This window comes from Marinobacter sp. CP1, assembly GCF_001266795.1.
In the GTDB taxonomy this organism is placed as follows: Bacteria; Pseudomonadota; Gammaproteobacteria; order Pseudomonadales; family Oleiphilaceae; genus Marinobacter; species Marinobacter flavimaris.
The window spans coordinates 2,377,457-2,393,939 of record NZ_CP011929.1 but is presented as its reverse complement, the minus strand read 5'-3'; the positions used below and the strand labels follow the sequence as shown (position 1 = coordinate 2,393,939).

Here is a 16,483-nt window from a genome sequence, read left to right as displayed (position 1 = left end):
CTCAATCTCAAGCGTACAGCGATTCGATCACGTCGGTGTATTTCTCGTAGATGTTGCTCCGGCGCACCTTCATGGTGGCCGTCACTTCATCGTCGTCGTGGTCCAGTTCCTTGGTCAGCAGGTGGAAGCGCTTGATCTGCGCTACCTGCGGCAACTGTTCATTACCCCGGTTCACCTCGTTCTGGATCAGTTCGTTCACCCGCTCCTGCTCGGTCAGGCTCCGGAACGTGGTGTAGGCAATTCGCTCCTGCTCCGCCCATTTGGCCACCGTGTCGAAATCAATCTGGATCAGCGCGGACACATATTTTCTGGCCTCCCCTATCACAATGCACTCCTTGATATAGGGACTGGCCTTGATGGTGTTCTCGATTTCCGTCGGTGACAGGTTCTTGCCGCCAGCCGTGATCATGATGTCTTTCAGGCGGTCGACGATCTTGAGCTGGCCATCCCGCCACTCGCCCACGTCCCCGGTATGCAGCCAGCCGTCTTTCAGGGTTGAGGCGGTAGCCTCGTCGTTCTTGTAGTAGCCTTTGAACATGCTGCCACCGCGCATGATGATCTCGTTGTGCTCCCCAAGCTTTACATCGACACCGGAAACAGCTTCCCCCACCGTTCCCAGATGCACGTCATCAAGCGGCTGGGCCGTGGCAACACCGGTGCTTTCCGTCTGGCCATAGACTTCCACCAGGGGAATGCCAATGGTGCGGAAGAATTCGAGAATACCCGTGGATATGGGGGCCGCCCCGGTAAGCGCTATGGTGCATCGGCGCAGGCCGATAAAGTTCTGCAGCGCGCGGAGCACCAGCCAATAGCTCACGCTGTACAGGAAACGCTCTTTCAGACTCCACTGCGGCCTGGGTTTCATGGCCATGGGTGAACAGGCACGGATGGCCCAGTTAAACAGGGCTTGCCGGAACCGCCCGGTCTCCTGGATCTTGATGTAAATGGAAGAATGCAGCTTCTCCCAGATCCTCGGTACCCCCAGGAAAAAGGTCGGTGCAATTTCCCGCAAATCTTCCTGAATGGTCCGCAGGCTCTCACCAAAGCTGACTGTACTGCCCACATACACCGGCGCAATATTGGTAAAGGCCTGCTCTGCAACGTGGCAAAGCGGCAGATAGGAAAGGCTCGAGCCGTGTTCGTCCGCCTGCAACAGCTCAATAAGCCCCGGCGCCGCGGCATGAAGGTTGTGCCAGCTGATCATTGCCCCCTTGGGTCGGCCGGTGGACCCGGAGGTATAGATCATCAGGGCGGTGTCATCCATTTGCTGGCTGTCCAGCAATTCATCCACCAGGTTGGGATGCTGCGTTTCGAATTCCCGGCCCCTCGCCTCGATATCCTCGAATGCCGACGGCGGCTCCGGGTAATAGCGCAGGCCCTTCATATCGATGGCAATGCAGTGTTTCAGCTTGGGCAAATCTGGCCAGGCCTCCAGCACCTTGTCGGTCTGTTCCTGATCTTCGCAGATCACAAATTCCGCGTCGCTGTGCTCCAGAACATAAGCCACTTCGTTCCAGGGGCTGGTGGGATAGACCCCGACACAGATGCCCTGCACCAGGCCGATGCCCATCTGGCCGATGACCCACTCCACCCGGTTTTCCGAGATAATGGCCACGTGGCCACCCGGTTCGAGCCCCATGGCACGCAGCCCTAGCCCGAAGTGCCGGGCCCGCCGGTAATAATCCTGCCAGGAATAGGCCTGCCAGATACCGAAGTCCTTCTGGCGAAGGGCCAGGGCGTCCGGCCGCTCCCGGGCGTGTGCCCGGAGCATCTGTGTCAGCGTGAGGTCAGGGATGGAAGGCATTGTCATGACAGCCACCGTTTACGGCGTTTGTAGTGCTTGATGTCTCGATAACTGCGGGCCTCACCTTCCTTGCCACCCACACCCAGATAGAATTCCTGAACATCTTCATTCGCAGTGAGTTTTTCTGCCGGGCCATCGATCACGATCTTGCCGTTTTCCATGATGTAACCGTAGGACGCAATCGCCAGTGACACCGCGGCATTCTGTTCCACCAGAAGAATGGCAGTCCCCTGCTCCCGGTTGATTCTGGCCACGATGGTAAAGATCTCTTCCACCAGCAGCGGCGCCAGGCCAAGGGACGGCTCATCCAGCATGATCAGGTCCGGCTGTGCAATCAGCGCCCGACCCAGGGCCAACATCTGCTGCTCGCCGCCGGAGAGGTAACCGGCCAACTGCTTGCGGCGCTCCTTCAGTCTCGGGAAATAGTTATAAACCAGCTCATAGCTGTCACTCAGGGACGGCTTACTGCCACTGAGCGCGTAGGTGGCGGCAATCAGGTTCTCCTCAACCGTGAGGTCCTCGAACACTCGTCGGCCTTCCATGACATGAAAGAGTCCGTCGCGCACAAGCCGCTCCGGCGGAACACCTTTTACATCCTTACTCCTGAAGCGTACTTCGCCGGCAGTGACCTCTCCGTCTTCCAGGGTCAGCAGCCCTGAGACGCTTTTGAGGGTGGTGGATTTACCAGCACCATTGGAGCCGAGGAGCGCTACAATGGCCCCCTTCGGAACCCGCAGTGACAGGCCCCGAAGGACCTGCACTGACTTGTTGTAGACTACCTCGATATTATCGATTTCCAGTAAGGCTTCCATACAGCCCCTCAGTCGAGGTGGATCCAGTCCGACACGGGCTCATAGCGGCCCTCGTCAGCGTTCACCCGCCAGATACGGCCTACCGGGAAAGACATGTCCCGCACGGTCACCGGAATCCCGATGATACCGCCGGTGTCCCAGTCCTCGATGGAGGCCAGGGCCTCTGCCATGTTGTCCGCGTTCAGCTCTTTGCCGGCATCCAGGGTGCGCTTGATCACTTCGGTCCAGACCATGGCGTTGAACCAGCCCTGGATATACCCGGTGGGACGGTAGCCGGCCTCCGGATCACTCTTCTCGGCCTGGGCCCTCAGGGCATCCAGCATCGGGCCACTTTCCTCACTGTCGTAGTAGTTATAGGGCATCACGCCCATGTAACCATCAGCATCTGCACCCATCTTGTCGATAATCAGCTTGTCCGAAGACCAGAAGGTACCCATGAATTGGGTATCCAGGCCCATCTGGCGCATCTGCACCATGAATTCGTTGATCGGTGACAGCACATAACCGTGGAAGACCACGTAATCGGGGCGCACCCGACGCAGTTTCAGCACCTCGGCAGAGACGTCGACACTGCCGGGCTTGGTGACAATTTCTTCCACCACTTCAATGCCCAACTCGGCAGCGCGGGCCTTGCCATTCTCGATCGGGTCCTTACCAAATTCGGTATCGCTATAGACAAACGCCACGTTCGGCATATCGCCGCCTTCACCCTGGGATGCGATGTACTCGAGGATGATGCCGAACATCTGGCTGTAGTTCGGCCCCGGAATGAACTGATACGGATAGGTTTCGTTGTCGGTCAGCACGGTAGCGAAGGACGCGCCGCTCATAAGCGTGTTGCCCTGGCTGTTGAGCTCCGAGGCGATGGCCTTCATGAAACCGGTGCTGTCGCCGTAATAGGTGGCCGGCGAGCTGCTGCCGGAGATCTTCTTGAAGGCCGCGACCGAACGGTCCACCTCATAGGCAGTGTCTTCCATGACGTATTCCACGGGATGACCATTGATGCCGCCCTGGCTGTTGATCCAATCGGTATAGTCGGTGAGACCGGCATGGAGATGAATACCGGCAAAGGCAAAGACACCGGAAAGCGGTATGGAGCCACCGAACACGATGGGCTCTTTATCCTGAGCCATCGCCGGGGCAGCAACTGTCAGTGCAGCGACCAGGCTACCAAGCCCGGCAAGCCGGCGACCTTTTTCGAGGATGTTTCTGAACATGTTTCTTCTCCTTGCTGCTTCTTGTTGTTGGTGGTGCATGGGTCCCAGGTAGCGAACCCGTTGAAACACGATTAATTTCTGAACGGCCACAGGCGGAAGAAGCGACGGATCCGGTGCCAGATCTCCGCCAGGCCGTGGGGCTCGAAGATCAGAAAGCCCACGATCAGGGCGCCAAAGATGATTTCCAGCATCGGCGACATGAACACCGGCGCATTCGGATAGAAAGGCGTCAGCGCGGCGGTCAGCAGCTTCAGGGCTTCCGGCACCAGGGTCATAAAGGCGGCGCCAAGAATGCCACCCAGCAGGTTCCCCATACCGCCGACGATCACGGCCGCCAGATAGAAAATGGACATGGAAAGCGGAAAGCTCTCTGGCGTGACCACCCGATAGAAATAGGCGAACAGGCCGCCGGCGATCCCGGCATAGAACGAGCTGAGCGCAAAGGACATCAGCTTGTAGCGCAACAAATTAATGCCCAGGATCTCCGCGGAGATATCCCGGTCGCGAATGGCGATAAAGGCCCGGCCAATTCTTGTCCGGAATACATTCCTGGCACCCGCTACCATCAGCACCGCCAGCGGCACAATGATGAAATACATCATGAAATCGCTCTGGAAGGTGAGGCCGAACAGGTGCGCCGGTTCCAGGCTCAAGCCACCCATCCCGCCGGTTACCGATTCCCACTCTGCGAAGATGAAATGCAGGAACACGCTGGCCGCCAGAGTCGCGATGGCCAGATACAGACCTTTGACGCGAAGCGAGGGCAGGCCTACGAGGATCCCGACGGCGGCTGCCATGAGGCCGGCCAGTACCAGGGTCACCGGGAAAGGCAATGCGGTGTTAATCGACAGCCAGGCAACGGTGTAGGCGCCCACACCCATAAACCCGGCCTGCCCCAGGGAAATCAGTCCGGTGAAACCGGTCAGGATGTTAAGGCCGGTAGTACTGATCACCGCTATGCCGACCAGGCACCCCAGGTAGAGAAGATAGGAGTCCACCACAAAAGGGAATACCAGCAAGATCAACAGGAAGAACCCCAGCCACAATTTCTGGGTCTGGCTTGTCCAGATTGCCTCATCGGCCTCGTAGCTCTGTTTTGCGTCACCGATGCGCATCTTAAACTCGCTCTATTTCGTGGGTGCCGAACAGGCCGTAGGGGCGGATCACCAGGATGATCGCCAGCACCAGGAAGGTTGCCGGCATCCGGTATTCACCGCCCAGATAGGCGCCAGCTACCGTCTCCAGCCAGCCGATGAACACGCCGGCCACCAGAGCGCCGAGAATACTGTCCAGGCCGCCTACGATCACCACCACAAGAACACTCAGGCCAATGATCCCGAACTGCGGGCTAAGGCCCCCGGTGGCCGCCACCAGCACACCTGCCAGGGATGCCGCAAGAGAGCCAAACACCCACGCCATGTTGAACACCCGGCGCACATTGATGCCCATGGAATAGGCTGCCGCCTGATCCGAGGCAGTGGCTCGCAGGGCCACCCCACCCCGGGAAAACCGGAAGTACAGCAGGTAGACGATCAGCAGGGCGGAAGCAATGAGAAAGCCGTAGGCAATTTTCGGGGCCAGATACAACTCGCCAATAAACACCGGCTCGCGAGGCAGGAAATTGGGTAGCAACTGCGGATCTGCCGTCCAGATGAACTCCACCAACCCCACCAGGATGCTCGCAATTCCTATGGTCACCATCACCACTGAAATCGGAGACTCGCCCAGCATCGGACGAATCATGGTCTTTTCAATGACGCCACCGAGAATACTGCCGCCGATGACAGCCAGCGGGAGGGCAATCCAGGGCGACATTTCCATGCCACCGGCAAACGCCAGGAACAGGTAGGCCGCGAACATCATGATCTCGCCGATGGCGAAATTGATCACCCTCGTCGCTTTATAGATGATCACAAAGCCCAGGGCGATGAGGGCGTAAAGGCCACCCATGGCAAGGCCTGCCAGGCTGATTTCGCCGAAGAACAACCAATCCATCAGGCGGCCTCCCCCTCGGCATTGAGCTTTTTGCGAAGGCTCTCGATATCACTGTTGCCCAGGTAAGCCTTGATAACCTCGGGGTTGTTCTGAACGTACGCAGGCAGGCCTTCGGTGATGACCTGACCAAAGTTGAGCACCGCGATGTGGTCGGAAATATCCATGACCATGCCCATGTCGTGCTCCACCATCAGCACGGTAACCCCCCACTCTTCCCGAATATCGAGAATAAAGCGGGCCATGTCTTCCTTTTCCTCCCGGTTCATACCCGCCACCGGCTCATCCAGCATCAATACTTTCGGCTGCATGGCCAGTGCCCGGGCAAGCTCGACCCGCTTCTGAAGGCCGTAGGAAAGGCTCGCAACCGGCTGGCGACGGATGTGGTCTATCTCGAGGAAATCAATGATGCGCTCTTCCACATCCTTACGGACGGCCATTTCCTCACGCCGGGCCGGGCCAAAATAGGCCAGCGCACTGAGCAGTCCGCTCTTCATGTGCACGTGGGCGCCCAGCTTGATATTGTCCAGGACGGTCATACCCCGGAACAGGGCAATGTTCTGGAAGGTTCGGGCAAGGCCCAATGCTGCCCGTTTCGGCGGCTTGATACTGCCCGGCAGCGGCTGCCCTTGATAGCGGATGGTGCCCTGCTGGGGTTTGTAGAAGCCGGAGATGCAGTTGAACAGCGATGTTTTTCCGGCGCCGTTCGGGCCGATAATGGTTGTTACCGTGTTTTCAGGCACCCGGAAACTCACGTCCTGCAGCGCCTTCACACCACCAAACGACAGAGACAGGTTACTGATCTCAAGGATGCTCACTATACCTCCCGGCACCCCTGGCGCCGGGTACTCAGGCACGTGAACACGCCTTGTCGATACCCATCTCACGCCCGAAGATGATTGTAATTTTTGTTTTTTCTTGTCGTCGGGGTTAGCCCCGATCCAGATTTAAAGTAGTCCATTCAGGCAACATTAGGCAAACCGCTCTATCCTGATACCTCATCATTACGCAGGTTTCTGATCTTCAGACCTGCCGAACAGGGAGGGCGATTCATCATGACAGACACGCTGGTAACCACCGCTTTTGATGCCGGAACAGGGGTAGCCAGGTTGACCTTTAATCGCCCCGAGGCCCTGAACGCCATTAATGTGCCCCTCGCAGAGGCCTTTCTTGCGGCAGTCGAGCATATTAATAGCCTTTCCGGCGTTCGGTGCATTGTCCTGGCAGGCGCAGGGCGAGCCTTCATGGCCGGAACGTCAGAGCAGGCAGGCAAAGCGATAGGCGCGATCCTGGATGCCGTCAATCCCGCCATCCTGCTACTTCGCAGCATGGACGCACCGGTTATCGCTGCGGTCAGGGGCGTCGCCGCCGGCGCAGGGCTCAGTCTCACGCTGATGGCCGATCTGGTGATCGCCGAGGAAGACGCGAAATTTCTGGTCGCGTACAACGGTATTGGCGCGGTTCCGGATTGCGGCGGCAGCTGGGCCCTGGCCCACAAGTTGGGCGCTGGTCGGGCGGCGGAGCTGATGTTGCTGGGACGCACCTTGAATGCCGGCGAAGCAAAAGACTGGGGAATGGTCAACGAGGTCGTCCCGGCCAGCGAATTCGAGAGCCGGGTGAACCGGATGATCGAAAAAGTCGCCAAGGGACCGACTCGGGCCTTCGGTGCCTTTCGCCAACTGATCGATCGTGCCAACGGTGACCGGTTGGCCGCCCACCTGGAGGCAGAGCGCGCGGCCTTCCTTGAAATGACCCGAACCGAGGATTTTGCCGAGGGCGTGTCGGCATTTCTGGCCAAACGGCCGTCAGGGTTTCGCGGCTGCTGACGCCGTTACGAATTCGGCCCGGTTGCGGCCATTGTGCTTGGCCTGATAAAGCGCCCTGTCCGCGGAAGCCATCACGTCTGAGAAGGCAGCATGTTCGAGAGCAAGAGAGGCGCCTCCGATGCTTGCCGACAGATGAACCGGAACACCGTCAACCTCGCGACCGGCCTCAACAATGCGCTGTAACAGCCGCCCGGTTACAGCTTCAATCGCCTCGCGGTTGTTATTACGAAGCACGGCCGCAAATTCTTCCCCGCCAACACGGCCAATGATGTCATCATCCCGGAGTTCCGCTTTCATCAGGTTCGCCACAATTCTCAGTACCTCGTCGCCAGTGGCGTGCCCCCAGCGGTCGTTGATCTGCTTGAAGTGATCGAGGTCGATCATGAGAACGGTGATCAGTGAGCGGTCTTCCCGCGCCTTTTCAAACGCCAGATTACCCTCCCGGTAAAAGGCCCGTCGATTGAACAGTTGAGTAAGGCCGTCTCGCTCTGCCAGCGCGACCAGGGCCTGTTCGGCACGGGTAAATGCCAGCAACGGAAGCGCCATGGCCGTCGCGCTCACCAGCAACAGGTGGTTCACCAGAATCAGTTTCAGCAGCCCGTGCAGATCCAGCGGGGCACTTCCTGTCACGGAGACCGCAATCACCAGTACCTGGGCCATCATGAGGGTACCGTGGATGCCGAACAGCGTTTGCAGGATCCGCAGCGGCAGCCGCGGTTTGCGTTCAATGGAAGCCAGACGATAGATCGCCAGGCTAAAGGCCAGTGCCGAGAACAGTGCCGTGAGGAATCTGGCAGCCACCGGATCCCATCCTGTGCTCACAACCAAACCGAACAGATAGAGTAGAGACGCTCCGTACAAAAAACGGGAGGAACCTCGGGTGCCTGCCATGGGCAACTGCATCAGGGCATGTATCCCTGCGAGGAGCAACAAGGGAGACCCGCCAAGCGCCAGATGAACCGTAAACTGCATGAGCGCGGGCGCTTCGGTTATCTCATTAACTACCGCTAACGCCGTGCCCGCCACAAAAGTGAGACAGGCCAGTGCCCAGAGCAGGAAACAACGTTCACGGTGGCGAAGATGGTAGATTGCCCAGAGCATGCCGCCGATCAGGAGGTTAATCATGATCGAAGTGACCAGCAGCGTTGGCAGGTGCATGTTCAGATCCATAAAGACACAGCGTTCCAGGCTATACAACGGGATACGTCAGGGTATCAGCTTCCCGCCCAGGCCTGCGCACGTGTCGTGTAGCGTTTGGTATGATAATTGTCACAGATTGACTCGACATCCATGCACTCACTGCGAGACCCCATGAATCCGACCATAGACCTTCTGAAATCCCATCGTTCGATACGCAAATTTACCGGCAAGAAAATTCCCGAGGATCTGCTCCGGGAGCTGATCCGCGCCGGCCAGTGCGCCGCCACCTCGAACCATGTGCAGGCGTATTCAATCATTCACGTGATTGATCCGGATAACCGCCGGAAAATCGCCGAACTCGCGGGCGGACAGGACTACATCGCCGACTGCTCGGACTTTCTGGTGTTCTGTGCCGACATGCGGCGCTCTACCGATGCCGCCGGACGGGCCGGGGCAGACGTGGTGCGGGGGATGACTGAGCAGCTTCTGGTTGCCACCATCGACACCAGCCTGATGGCCCAGAACGTGGCCATCGCCGCGGAATCAGAGGGGCTGGGTCTGTGCTATATCGGGGGCATACGCAACAACCCCGCGGACATTAGCGAAATTCTCCGGCTTCCCGAACATGTCTATCCGGTGTTCGGTATGTGCCTGGGCTACCCGGACCAGAACCCGGAGGTGAAGCCACGTCTGCCGGTGGAGGCGATTCTCAGGGAAGATTACTATTCCGATGCACGGGACGAGGAGCTGGTCGCCGGGTTCGATCGCACCATGAACGAGTACTATCGGGAACGCACCGGTGGCAACAAGGACACTACCTGGTCCGAGCAGCTCAAGCCGCTGTTCACCTCAAAACTGCGACCGCACATGCGCGACTTCCTGCGCAAATGCGGCTTCGAGATGAAATAACCGCTAGGCAGTTGCTCGCGGCCTCGTGACCCGGTCAACCAGATACACGAGGCCGTGATAGTCGATACCGCTGTGCCGGCTGAGCCCGATTTCGCAGGTTCGGCTGGTGGATATTCCTTCCTCGCAGCCGGCCGTCTGCTCTGCCAGTGTCTTAAGAGAATGAGCATTCAGCTCGGGCACATTGAAGCCCTTGTCGCCGGCAAAGCCACAGCAGTGGATACCCTCGGGCACCACCACCTGGGTGCTGCACCGCCGGGCGATATCGATCAGTCCCTGCGACTCCCCAAGGTGCTGGGTGCTGCAGGTGACGTGCACCGCCAGCGGGGTCTGCTCCGGCTCGAAGTCCAGACGCTCGTAAAGATGATCCCGAATGAACCGGACAGGATCAAACAGCGTCAGGCCGGCTTCTTCGGCGGCTTCGCGGATCTGCAGTGAGCAGGGGCTGGTGTCGCAGTAGATCGGATCAACACCATTCCGGCTGGCCCGCAACAGCGCCGAAATCAGCTCATCTTTCTTGGTCGCCGCCTGGTCCGGATAGCCCTTGGAGGCAAATGGCTGGCCACAACACAAGCTGTCCAGGGCCTCCGGATACACCACCTGGTAACCGCCCTTCTCCAGCAGCCGCCGGGTCACTTCGATCAGCGGTTCCTGCGCCTTATCGCCCCGCGCCGGGCCCATGGTCCGGGACACACAGGCCGCCAGATACACCACCCGGGGCCGGCCATCGGACGGTTCCGGCGCGTTCGGTGAAACAAACCGCACCGGCTGGGGCAGACTCGGATCCCACTGGGCGACCCGACCACCAGACACCTTGCGAACGCCGCCACTGAGTCGGGTCAGCAGTGGCGCACCCAGCAGTCTTTCGGCCATTGATGCGCTGGCCAGCACAAAACGGGTGGCTGTCAAGGCGCCGGCAAAATGCTTTGCCAACTGATTGGCCACGGATTGACCGGTGGCCTTTTCACTGCGCAGCTTGCGCACCAGATCGCCGGTATTGATACCCACCGGGCAGCGCTGAGCGCAGAGACCGGTCGCGGCACAGGTATCCAGACCGTGATACTGGTAGGCCTTCTCCAGTTCAGCCGTGTCTTCACCGGCACGGCGGCGAGCCTGGATGTCCCGCCAGATCACGATGCGCTGACGGGGCGACAGAGTCAGCCCTTCAGACGGACACACCGGCTCACAGAAGCCACATTCGATGCACTTGTCCACCAGCGGATCCGCCTCCGGAAGAGGCTTCAGATTCTTGAGGTGGATCTGCGGATCTTCCGAGAGCACCACGTCCGGATTAAGCAGGTTCTCAGGGTCCAGCAGCCGCTTGATCTGCCACATCAACTGCCAGGCATCATGCCCCCATTCCAGTTCCACGAAGGGCGCCATGTTACGACCGGTGCCATGTTCCGCTTTCAGAGAACCGCCGAATTCCACGGCAACGAGTTGTGCCACATCCTGCATGAAAGCTTCGTAGCGAGCGACTTCCGCAGGGTCGTCGAAGCCCTGGGGGAACACAAAGTGCAGGTTGCCCTCCAGGGCGTGGCCAAAGATGATCGCATCGTCACAACCATGCTTGACGAACAGCGACTGGAGGCGGGTGACCCCCTCGGATAGCTGATCAATCGGGAAGGTCACATCCTCGATGATCACGGTGGTGCCGTTCGGTCTGACTGCCCCCACGGCAGGGAAGGTACCCTTACGAATGGCCCACAGCTGATCAGACACTTTGGCGTCGCGGGTGAAATCCACCCGCTGCTCCAGCGGGAATTCAGCGAGGCACGCCCTGATCCGGGTCAGCTGCTCATCCAGAACCTGCGAAGACGACGCCCGGGTCTCCACCAGCAACGCGCAGGCGCTTTCCGACAGATCATGAATCCAGTCCGGCAGGCCCGGCTTGTCCTGCACCGAACGAAGGCTGCGTCGATCCAGCAGTTCCACCGCCGCCACAGGCTGAGAGCGCAGTGCCGACGCTGCCCGGCAGCAGCTCTCCGCATCCCGGAACACCAACAGGGCCGTGGCTTTGTCAGGGTATTCGGGAACGGTGTTGTAGGTTACCGCGCTGACGAAACCCAGCGTGCCTTCGGAGCCCACCATCAGGTGCGTCAGGATGTCGAGTGGACAGGTAAAATCCACCAGGGCGTTCAGGGACAGGCCGGTGGTGTTTTTCAGGCGGTATTTATGTCGAATACGCTCCGCCAGGTCGGGATTCTCCCGGGTATTGATGGCCAGCTTTTTCAGGGCCGCCAACAGATCACCGTGGCTGTCGCGAAACGCCGAAACGCTTGCCGGATCCTCGGTATCCAGCACTGCCCCGTCGGCCAGCACCAGCCGCATTCCGGCCAGCGTATGGTAGCTGTTCTGGGCCGTACCACAGCACATACCGCTGGCATTGTTCGCAACAATGCCGCCAATCTTGCAGGCGTTGATGGACGCAGGATCCGGTCCGATCTTGAAGCCCTTGGGTGCCAACCAGGCATTCGCCTGAGCGCCGATCACACCCGGTTGCAGACGAATCTGGCGGCCTTCTTCCCGGATGTCGTGGCCGTTCCAATGATCGCCCAGAACAATCAGGATCGAATCACTGATCGCCTGTCCGGAAAGGCTGGTACCGGCGGCCCGGAAGGTCACCGGGACCTTGTGGCGGCGGGCGATGGCCAGGAGATCGACAACCTCTGCTTCATCCTGAACCCGCACCACCACCTTTGGGATCAGGCGGTAGAAACTGGCGTCGGTTCCGAACGCAAGGGTGGACACCGGATCGTTAAAGACCCGGTTTTCGGGAATCCGTTGCCGGATATCGGCCAACACTTCCGGGGTAAAAGTCATGCATCCTCCAGAACCAGCACAATGAGCTCACGGGGGCCGTGGGCGCCATAGGCCAGCACCTGTTCGATGTCCGCGGTCTTGGACGGGCCAGACACCAGCAGAACATTTGTTGGCAGCCCGGCCGCCCAGTCCTGAGCCACCATCATGTCATACAGATTGTCGTGAATCTCGCTGGCCTTGAGCAGGGCAATATGTACCGGCGGCACCAGGCTCATCAGCCGCGGTTCATTGCGGTCCGGCCAGAGCACGAGCGTGCCGGTGGCGGCAATACCGCCAAGGGTGCCGGTCAGGCTGGCCTCCACATTCCAGAACAGCTCTTCTTTCCAGTCTTCCACCGGCTGATCGTAGGCCAATAACTCGACCTTCTGCTCCGTGGCCTCGAAGTATGCCTGCAGCGCCCGGCCATGTTCTCTCGACGGGGCGCACAACAGGTTGGTGAGGTTGCGTTTGTTCAGAAGTTCGGCCACCAATTCCGGCCAGTTGTCAGACCGGCACGGATGCACTTCAGTGTGGACCGCTTCCATCAGGCTACGCAACCGGTCGATCCGGTCTTCCGGCGCGTACCGCCAGGGGGCCGTAACCAGCCGCTCGTCGAACTCGTCGGGGCGGGGCGTCGTGCCGGCGAGGCTGTTTCTCAATTTGCCAAGGATGTTCGCGCGGGCGCTCATGATGGCCGACCTCCGTTCTGGTCAAGATGCCGGGCCGCCAGATCATGCAAGGAGCGGCGGGCGGGCACCGGCGCACTGTGATTCTCGGTCCAGGGGCCGGCCTTTTTCGGAGCCAGCGCCCGGAAGCGGGTCGCGGCCCAGAGAAAACTGCGATACAGCGCCGGCCGGGTATTCAGCATCTGCCAACCACGCCAGATCCACCGTTCCGTCCGGGAATATTTGGCGCCGCCACCTTTCACCTGCTGCGGTTGCTCCGGGTTTTTCACGTTCTCCTGACGTAGGCGCTGCAGAAGTTCAGGAATGGGAATCTTGACCGGACAGACCTCGCCGCAGGCTCCGCACAGAGAGGAAGCACTGGGATGGTCCGGCACCTTGTCCAGTCCTGCCATGTGCGGCGTGATGATCTTGCCAATAGGGCCTGGGTAGACCTCACCGTAGGTGTGGCCGCCCACCCGGGTATACACCGGGCAGTGATTCATGCAGGCGCCGCAGCGGATGCAGTTCAGGGTCTGGCGCATCTGGGCATCGGCAAAAGCGCCGGTGCGGCCGTTATCCAGCAGCACCAGGTGCACCTCTTCCGGACCATCCAGCTCGTCGGGCTTGCGGGGGCCGGAAATCAGGTTCACGTAGGTGGTAATGGGCTGGCCAAGGGCCGAGCGGGTCAGCAGGGACACCAGGGGCACCACGTCCCTCAGGTTCGGAACCACTTTTTCAATGCCTGTTACCGCAATGTGCACGGGCGGCGCCGTCGTGCTCATGCGCCCATTGCCTTCGTTTTCCACCAGCAGCAGGGTGCCGGTTTCGGCGATGGCGAAGTTCACGCCGGAAACACCCACATCCGCTTCCATGAATTTCCGACGCAGGGTCCGGCGACCAATCTGGATCAGTTGGTTAACGTCTTCGGTCTCCGGCTCGCCCAGTTTGTCGTGGAACAGCTTGGACACCTGCCGCGCGTTCTTGTGGATCGCTGGCATAATGATGTGGGAGGGCTTTTCGTTGTCGAGCTGAACAATGTATTCCCCCATGTCGGATTCCAGGCATTCGACGCCCCGCTCCGCCAGGTAGTCGTTCATCTCCATTTCTTCGCTGACCATGGACTTGCCTTTCACCACCTGGCTGCCCTTGCGGGCTTCGATGATGCCATGCACCAGGCTGTTGGCTTCCTCGACGGTCTCCGCCCAGTGAACCTTGACGCCGTTCTCCGTCAGCTTCTGTTCAAGCTGCTCCAGCAAATCCGGCAGACGGGAAAGGGCACCGGCCTTGATCCGGTTACCCAGTTCCCTCAGGCCTTCACGCTCGTCGGCATCTGGAAAGGCGTTGGCCCGCTTGGTCATCAGCGAGTCCATGGCCACACGGAAATTGTTGCGCAGCTGACCGTCCGCAAGGGCCTCTTCGGCGCGGCCCCGGAAGTCCGGGGTCAGCTCGGTAACCGGAATACGCTGACTCATGCCACCTCCCCTGCGTTGTCGCCGTTGGTGCGCTCCCAGAGGAAACTGGCCAGGTGCCGGCCCCGGAAGCTCTCTTTCTGTTTCTCCAGCGACCCGTTGATGTTCATCAGGCAGCCGCCGTCGGCGGTCACCATTTCAACCGCGCCGGAGTCGATCAGCGAACGGGTCTTGTCTTTAACCATGGCCCCTGAAACTTCCGGCATTCGCACCGAGAAGGTGCCGCCAAACCCACAGCATTCGCTTTCATGGTCGTGATCGATACGTTCGACACCTTCAAGCTGCTGCAAGAGCTCGCGGGCGTGCAGGTGGGTGTTCATTTCCCGGCGGGCCGAACAGGAGGTGTGCAGTGCAATCTTGCTGGGCGCGCCCCGGTCCGCCAGCTGCACCCGGCAGACTTTCAGCAGGAACTCGGTCAGCTCGAAGGTGCGCTCGGCGAGCGCTTCTACCCGCTTGAGCGTGTCCGGCTCATCGGCAAACAACGCCGGGTAATGGTGCCGGAACATCCCGGCACAGGAGCCGGACGGCACCACGACCGGCAGACCCGATCGATCGAGGATATCCAGCTGGGCGCGGGCCACTGCCTTGGCCTCATCCCGATATCCGGAAGTCCAGGCGGGCTGCCCGCAACAGCTCTGCTCCTGGGGGAAATGCACGCGAACACCTTCCCGCTCCAGCAGGCGAATGGCATCCAGCCCGGCCTCAGGAAAGAACAGATCCACCACGCAGGTACCGAACAGAGTGACCGCTTCCGGCTTCTCCGGGTAATGCCGGTCGGCTTCCCGCTCGGGCGATACCCGGGTGGCATTGGGAGCGGCATCGTAAAACAGCTGACTCATTGATTGCGCCTCAAGACAGTCTCAGACAGACAAACTGACAATTGGTAATACCAATTGACATACAATAATAACCAAGGTATTCGAGACCGCTTGCTGATGTCAAAGTTTTCCGCAGCAGACTTCAGTCTATCGATCGCAGATACACCGGGGCTTGGCCTGAATCGCGCCCTGTGGTATTGGTATTACCAATAAATTCTTGGACAGGAAATTCGTTCTTATGGACGTCGGACAGATCGCCCCACGCAGACTCGCGGACACCATCGTGGAACAGCTGGAAACGATGATTCTGGAAGGCACCCTGCAACCGGGCGAGCGGCTGCCCCCGGAACGGGTATTGTCGGAGCAGTTCGGCGTGTCCCGCCCTTCCCTGCGGGAGGCCATTCAGCGGCTGACCGCCAAAGGCCTGCTGATCAGCCGCCAGGGCGGAGGAAACTATGTCACTGAGTCCCTCGGCGGCAGTTTCAGCGATCCGCTGATTCCTCTGCTTGAAAACCGGCCAGACGCACAACGGGATCTGCTGGAATTTCGCCGCACACTGGAGGCGGACTGCGCCTATTACGCAGCCTTGCGAGCGACAGAGGTCGACAGGGCTCACCTGAAAACCGCTTACGAGGCACTGCAAGCCTGCTATTGCAGCGACAGGAACCGGGACCTGGAAGCCGAAGGGGCAGCCGATGCCCGGTTCCACCTGGCGATTGCCGAGGCGAGCCATAACGTGATTCTCCTGCACACCATTCGAAACCTGTTCAACATGCTGAAAAGCAACGTGGTTACCAACATCGGCGGCATGTATCGAAGAGAGGCGGAGACCCGGCAGGGTCTGGTGGAACAGCACCGGATGCTGTACGAAGCCATCACTGAAGGCAGGGCCGAGGAAGCCCGGGAACTGGCCGGCAAGCACATCCAGTACGTTCAGCAAGTACTCTCAGAACGCAGTGAGAGCCACCGCCGACTGGAGCGCTCCCTGCGGAGGGACAAGCTCGCCCGATCCTGAGCCCATGCGGTGAGGGC

14 protein-coding genes are annotated in these 16,483 nt (G+C 59.7%); 3 read left to right on the top strand and 11 right to left on the bottom strand.

The features are described 5' to 3' along the window. Positions 1 to 7 precede the first annotated feature (7 nt). The 6 genes from ACP86_RS11045 to ACP86_RS11020 form a co-directional block, all read right to left on the bottom strand. Positions 8 to 1,810 (bottom strand): AMP-dependent synthetase/ligase, encoded by a 1,803-nt coding sequence (locus ACP86_RS11045; protein WP_053113833.1) that lies wholly within the window; start codon positions 1,808 to 1,810, stop codon positions 8 to 10. Next, positions 1,807 to 2,616 (bottom strand): ABC transporter ATP-binding protein, encoded by an 810-nt coding sequence (locus tag ACP86_RS11040; RefSeq protein WP_053113832.1) that lies wholly within the window; start codon positions 2,614 to 2,616, stop codon positions 1,807 to 1,809. Before ACP86_RS11040 ends, ACP86_RS11045 begins: the two co-directional genes overlap by 4 nt. An 8-nt stretch (positions 2,617 to 2,624) precedes the next feature. Continuing rightward, positions 2,625 to 3,833: an ABC transporter substrate-binding protein gene (locus ACP86_RS11035; RefSeq protein ID WP_008177251.1), complete on the bottom strand. Its 1,209-nt coding sequence runs from the start codon at positions 3,831 to 3,833 to the stop codon at positions 2,625 to 2,627. A gap of 71 nt (positions 3,834 to 3,904) precedes the next feature. Beyond that, positions 3,905 to 4,948 carry a branched-chain amino acid ABC transporter permease gene (locus ACP86_RS11030; RefSeq protein WP_008177250.1) on the bottom strand — a complete coding sequence of 348 codons (1,044 nt, stop codon included), beginning with the start codon at positions 4,946 to 4,948 and terminating at the stop codon, positions 3,905 to 3,907. 1 nt (position 4,949) lies between these two features. Beyond that, positions 4,950 to 5,828: a branched-chain amino acid ABC transporter permease gene (locus ACP86_RS11025; protein WP_053113830.1), complete on the bottom strand. Its 879-nt coding sequence runs from the start codon at positions 5,826 to 5,828 to the stop codon at positions 4,950 to 4,952. Continuing rightward, entirely contained in the window at positions 5,828 to 6,643 is an 816-nt protein-coding gene (locus ACP86_RS11020) for an ABC transporter ATP-binding protein (protein WP_053113828.1), read from the bottom strand. Before ACP86_RS11020 ends, ACP86_RS11025 begins: the two co-directional genes overlap by 1 nt. A gap of 237 nt (positions 6,644 to 6,880) precedes the next feature. Between ACP86_RS11020 and ACP86_RS11015 the strand changes: the two genes are divergently transcribed. Further along, the gene (locus ACP86_RS11015) at positions 6,881 to 7,651 is read left to right on the top strand and encodes an enoyl-CoA hydratase/isomerase family protein (protein ID WP_053113826.1); all 771 of its coding nucleotides are present in this window, start codon (positions 6,881 to 6,883) and stop codon (positions 7,649 to 7,651) included. Here the strand turns inward: ACP86_RS11015 and ACP86_RS11010 are convergent. Then, the gene (locus ACP86_RS11010; RefSeq protein WP_053113824.1) at positions 7,631 to 8,821 is read right to left on the bottom strand and encodes a sensor domain-containing diguanylate cyclase; all 1,191 of its coding nucleotides are present in this window, start codon (positions 8,819 to 8,821) and stop codon (positions 7,631 to 7,633) included. The genes ACP86_RS11015 and ACP86_RS11010 overlap by 21 nt on opposite strands. Before the next feature lie 141 nt (positions 8,822 to 8,962). On the opposite strand from ACP86_RS11010, the gene nfsA reads away from it, so the two are divergent. Continuing rightward, the gene (gene nfsA, locus ACP86_RS11005; RefSeq protein WP_053113821.1) at positions 8,963 to 9,700 is read left to right on the top strand and encodes an oxygen-insensitive NADPH nitroreductase; all 738 of its coding nucleotides are present in this window, start codon (positions 8,963 to 8,965) and stop codon (positions 9,698 to 9,700) included. A gap of 3 nt (positions 9,701 to 9,703) precedes the next feature. Here the strand turns inward: nfsA and ACP86_RS11000 are convergent, their stop codons facing one another. From ACP86_RS11000 to ACP86_RS10985, 4 genes are read right to left on the bottom strand one after another with little or no spacing between them, the layout of a single operon-like run. Further along, positions 9,704 to 12,520: an FAD-binding and (Fe-S)-binding domain-containing protein gene (locus ACP86_RS11000; RefSeq protein WP_053113820.1), complete on the bottom strand. Its 2,817-nt coding sequence runs from the start codon at positions 12,518 to 12,520 to the stop codon at positions 9,704 to 9,706. Further along, positions 12,517 to 13,188: a LutC/YkgG family protein gene (locus ACP86_RS10995; protein WP_053113818.1), complete on the bottom strand. Its 672-nt coding sequence runs from the start codon at positions 13,186 to 13,188 to the stop codon at positions 12,517 to 12,519. Before ACP86_RS10995 ends, ACP86_RS11000 begins: the two co-directional genes overlap by 4 nt. Next, positions 13,185 to 14,636, bottom strand: a complete 1,452-nt coding sequence (locus ACP86_RS10990) for a LutB/LldF family L-lactate oxidation iron-sulfur protein (protein ID WP_014579197.1) — start codon at positions 14,634 to 14,636, stop codon at positions 13,185 to 13,187. Before ACP86_RS10990 ends, ACP86_RS10995 begins: the two co-directional genes overlap by 4 nt. Beyond that, positions 14,633 to 15,472 carry a (Fe-S)-binding protein gene (locus ACP86_RS10985; RefSeq protein ID WP_053113816.1) on the bottom strand — a complete coding sequence of 280 codons (840 nt, stop codon included), beginning with the start codon at positions 15,470 to 15,472 and terminating at the stop codon, positions 14,633 to 14,635. Before ACP86_RS10985 ends, ACP86_RS10990 begins: the two co-directional genes overlap by 4 nt. A gap of 217 nt (positions 15,473 to 15,689) precedes the next feature. On the opposite strand from ACP86_RS10985, the gene ACP86_RS10980 reads away from it, so the two are divergent. Next, positions 15,690 to 16,466: a GntR family transcriptional regulator gene (locus ACP86_RS10980; protein WP_053113814.1), complete on the top strand. Its 777-nt coding sequence runs from the start codon at positions 15,690 to 15,692 to the stop codon at positions 16,464 to 16,466. Positions 16,467 to 16,483: the final 17 nt, after the last annotated feature.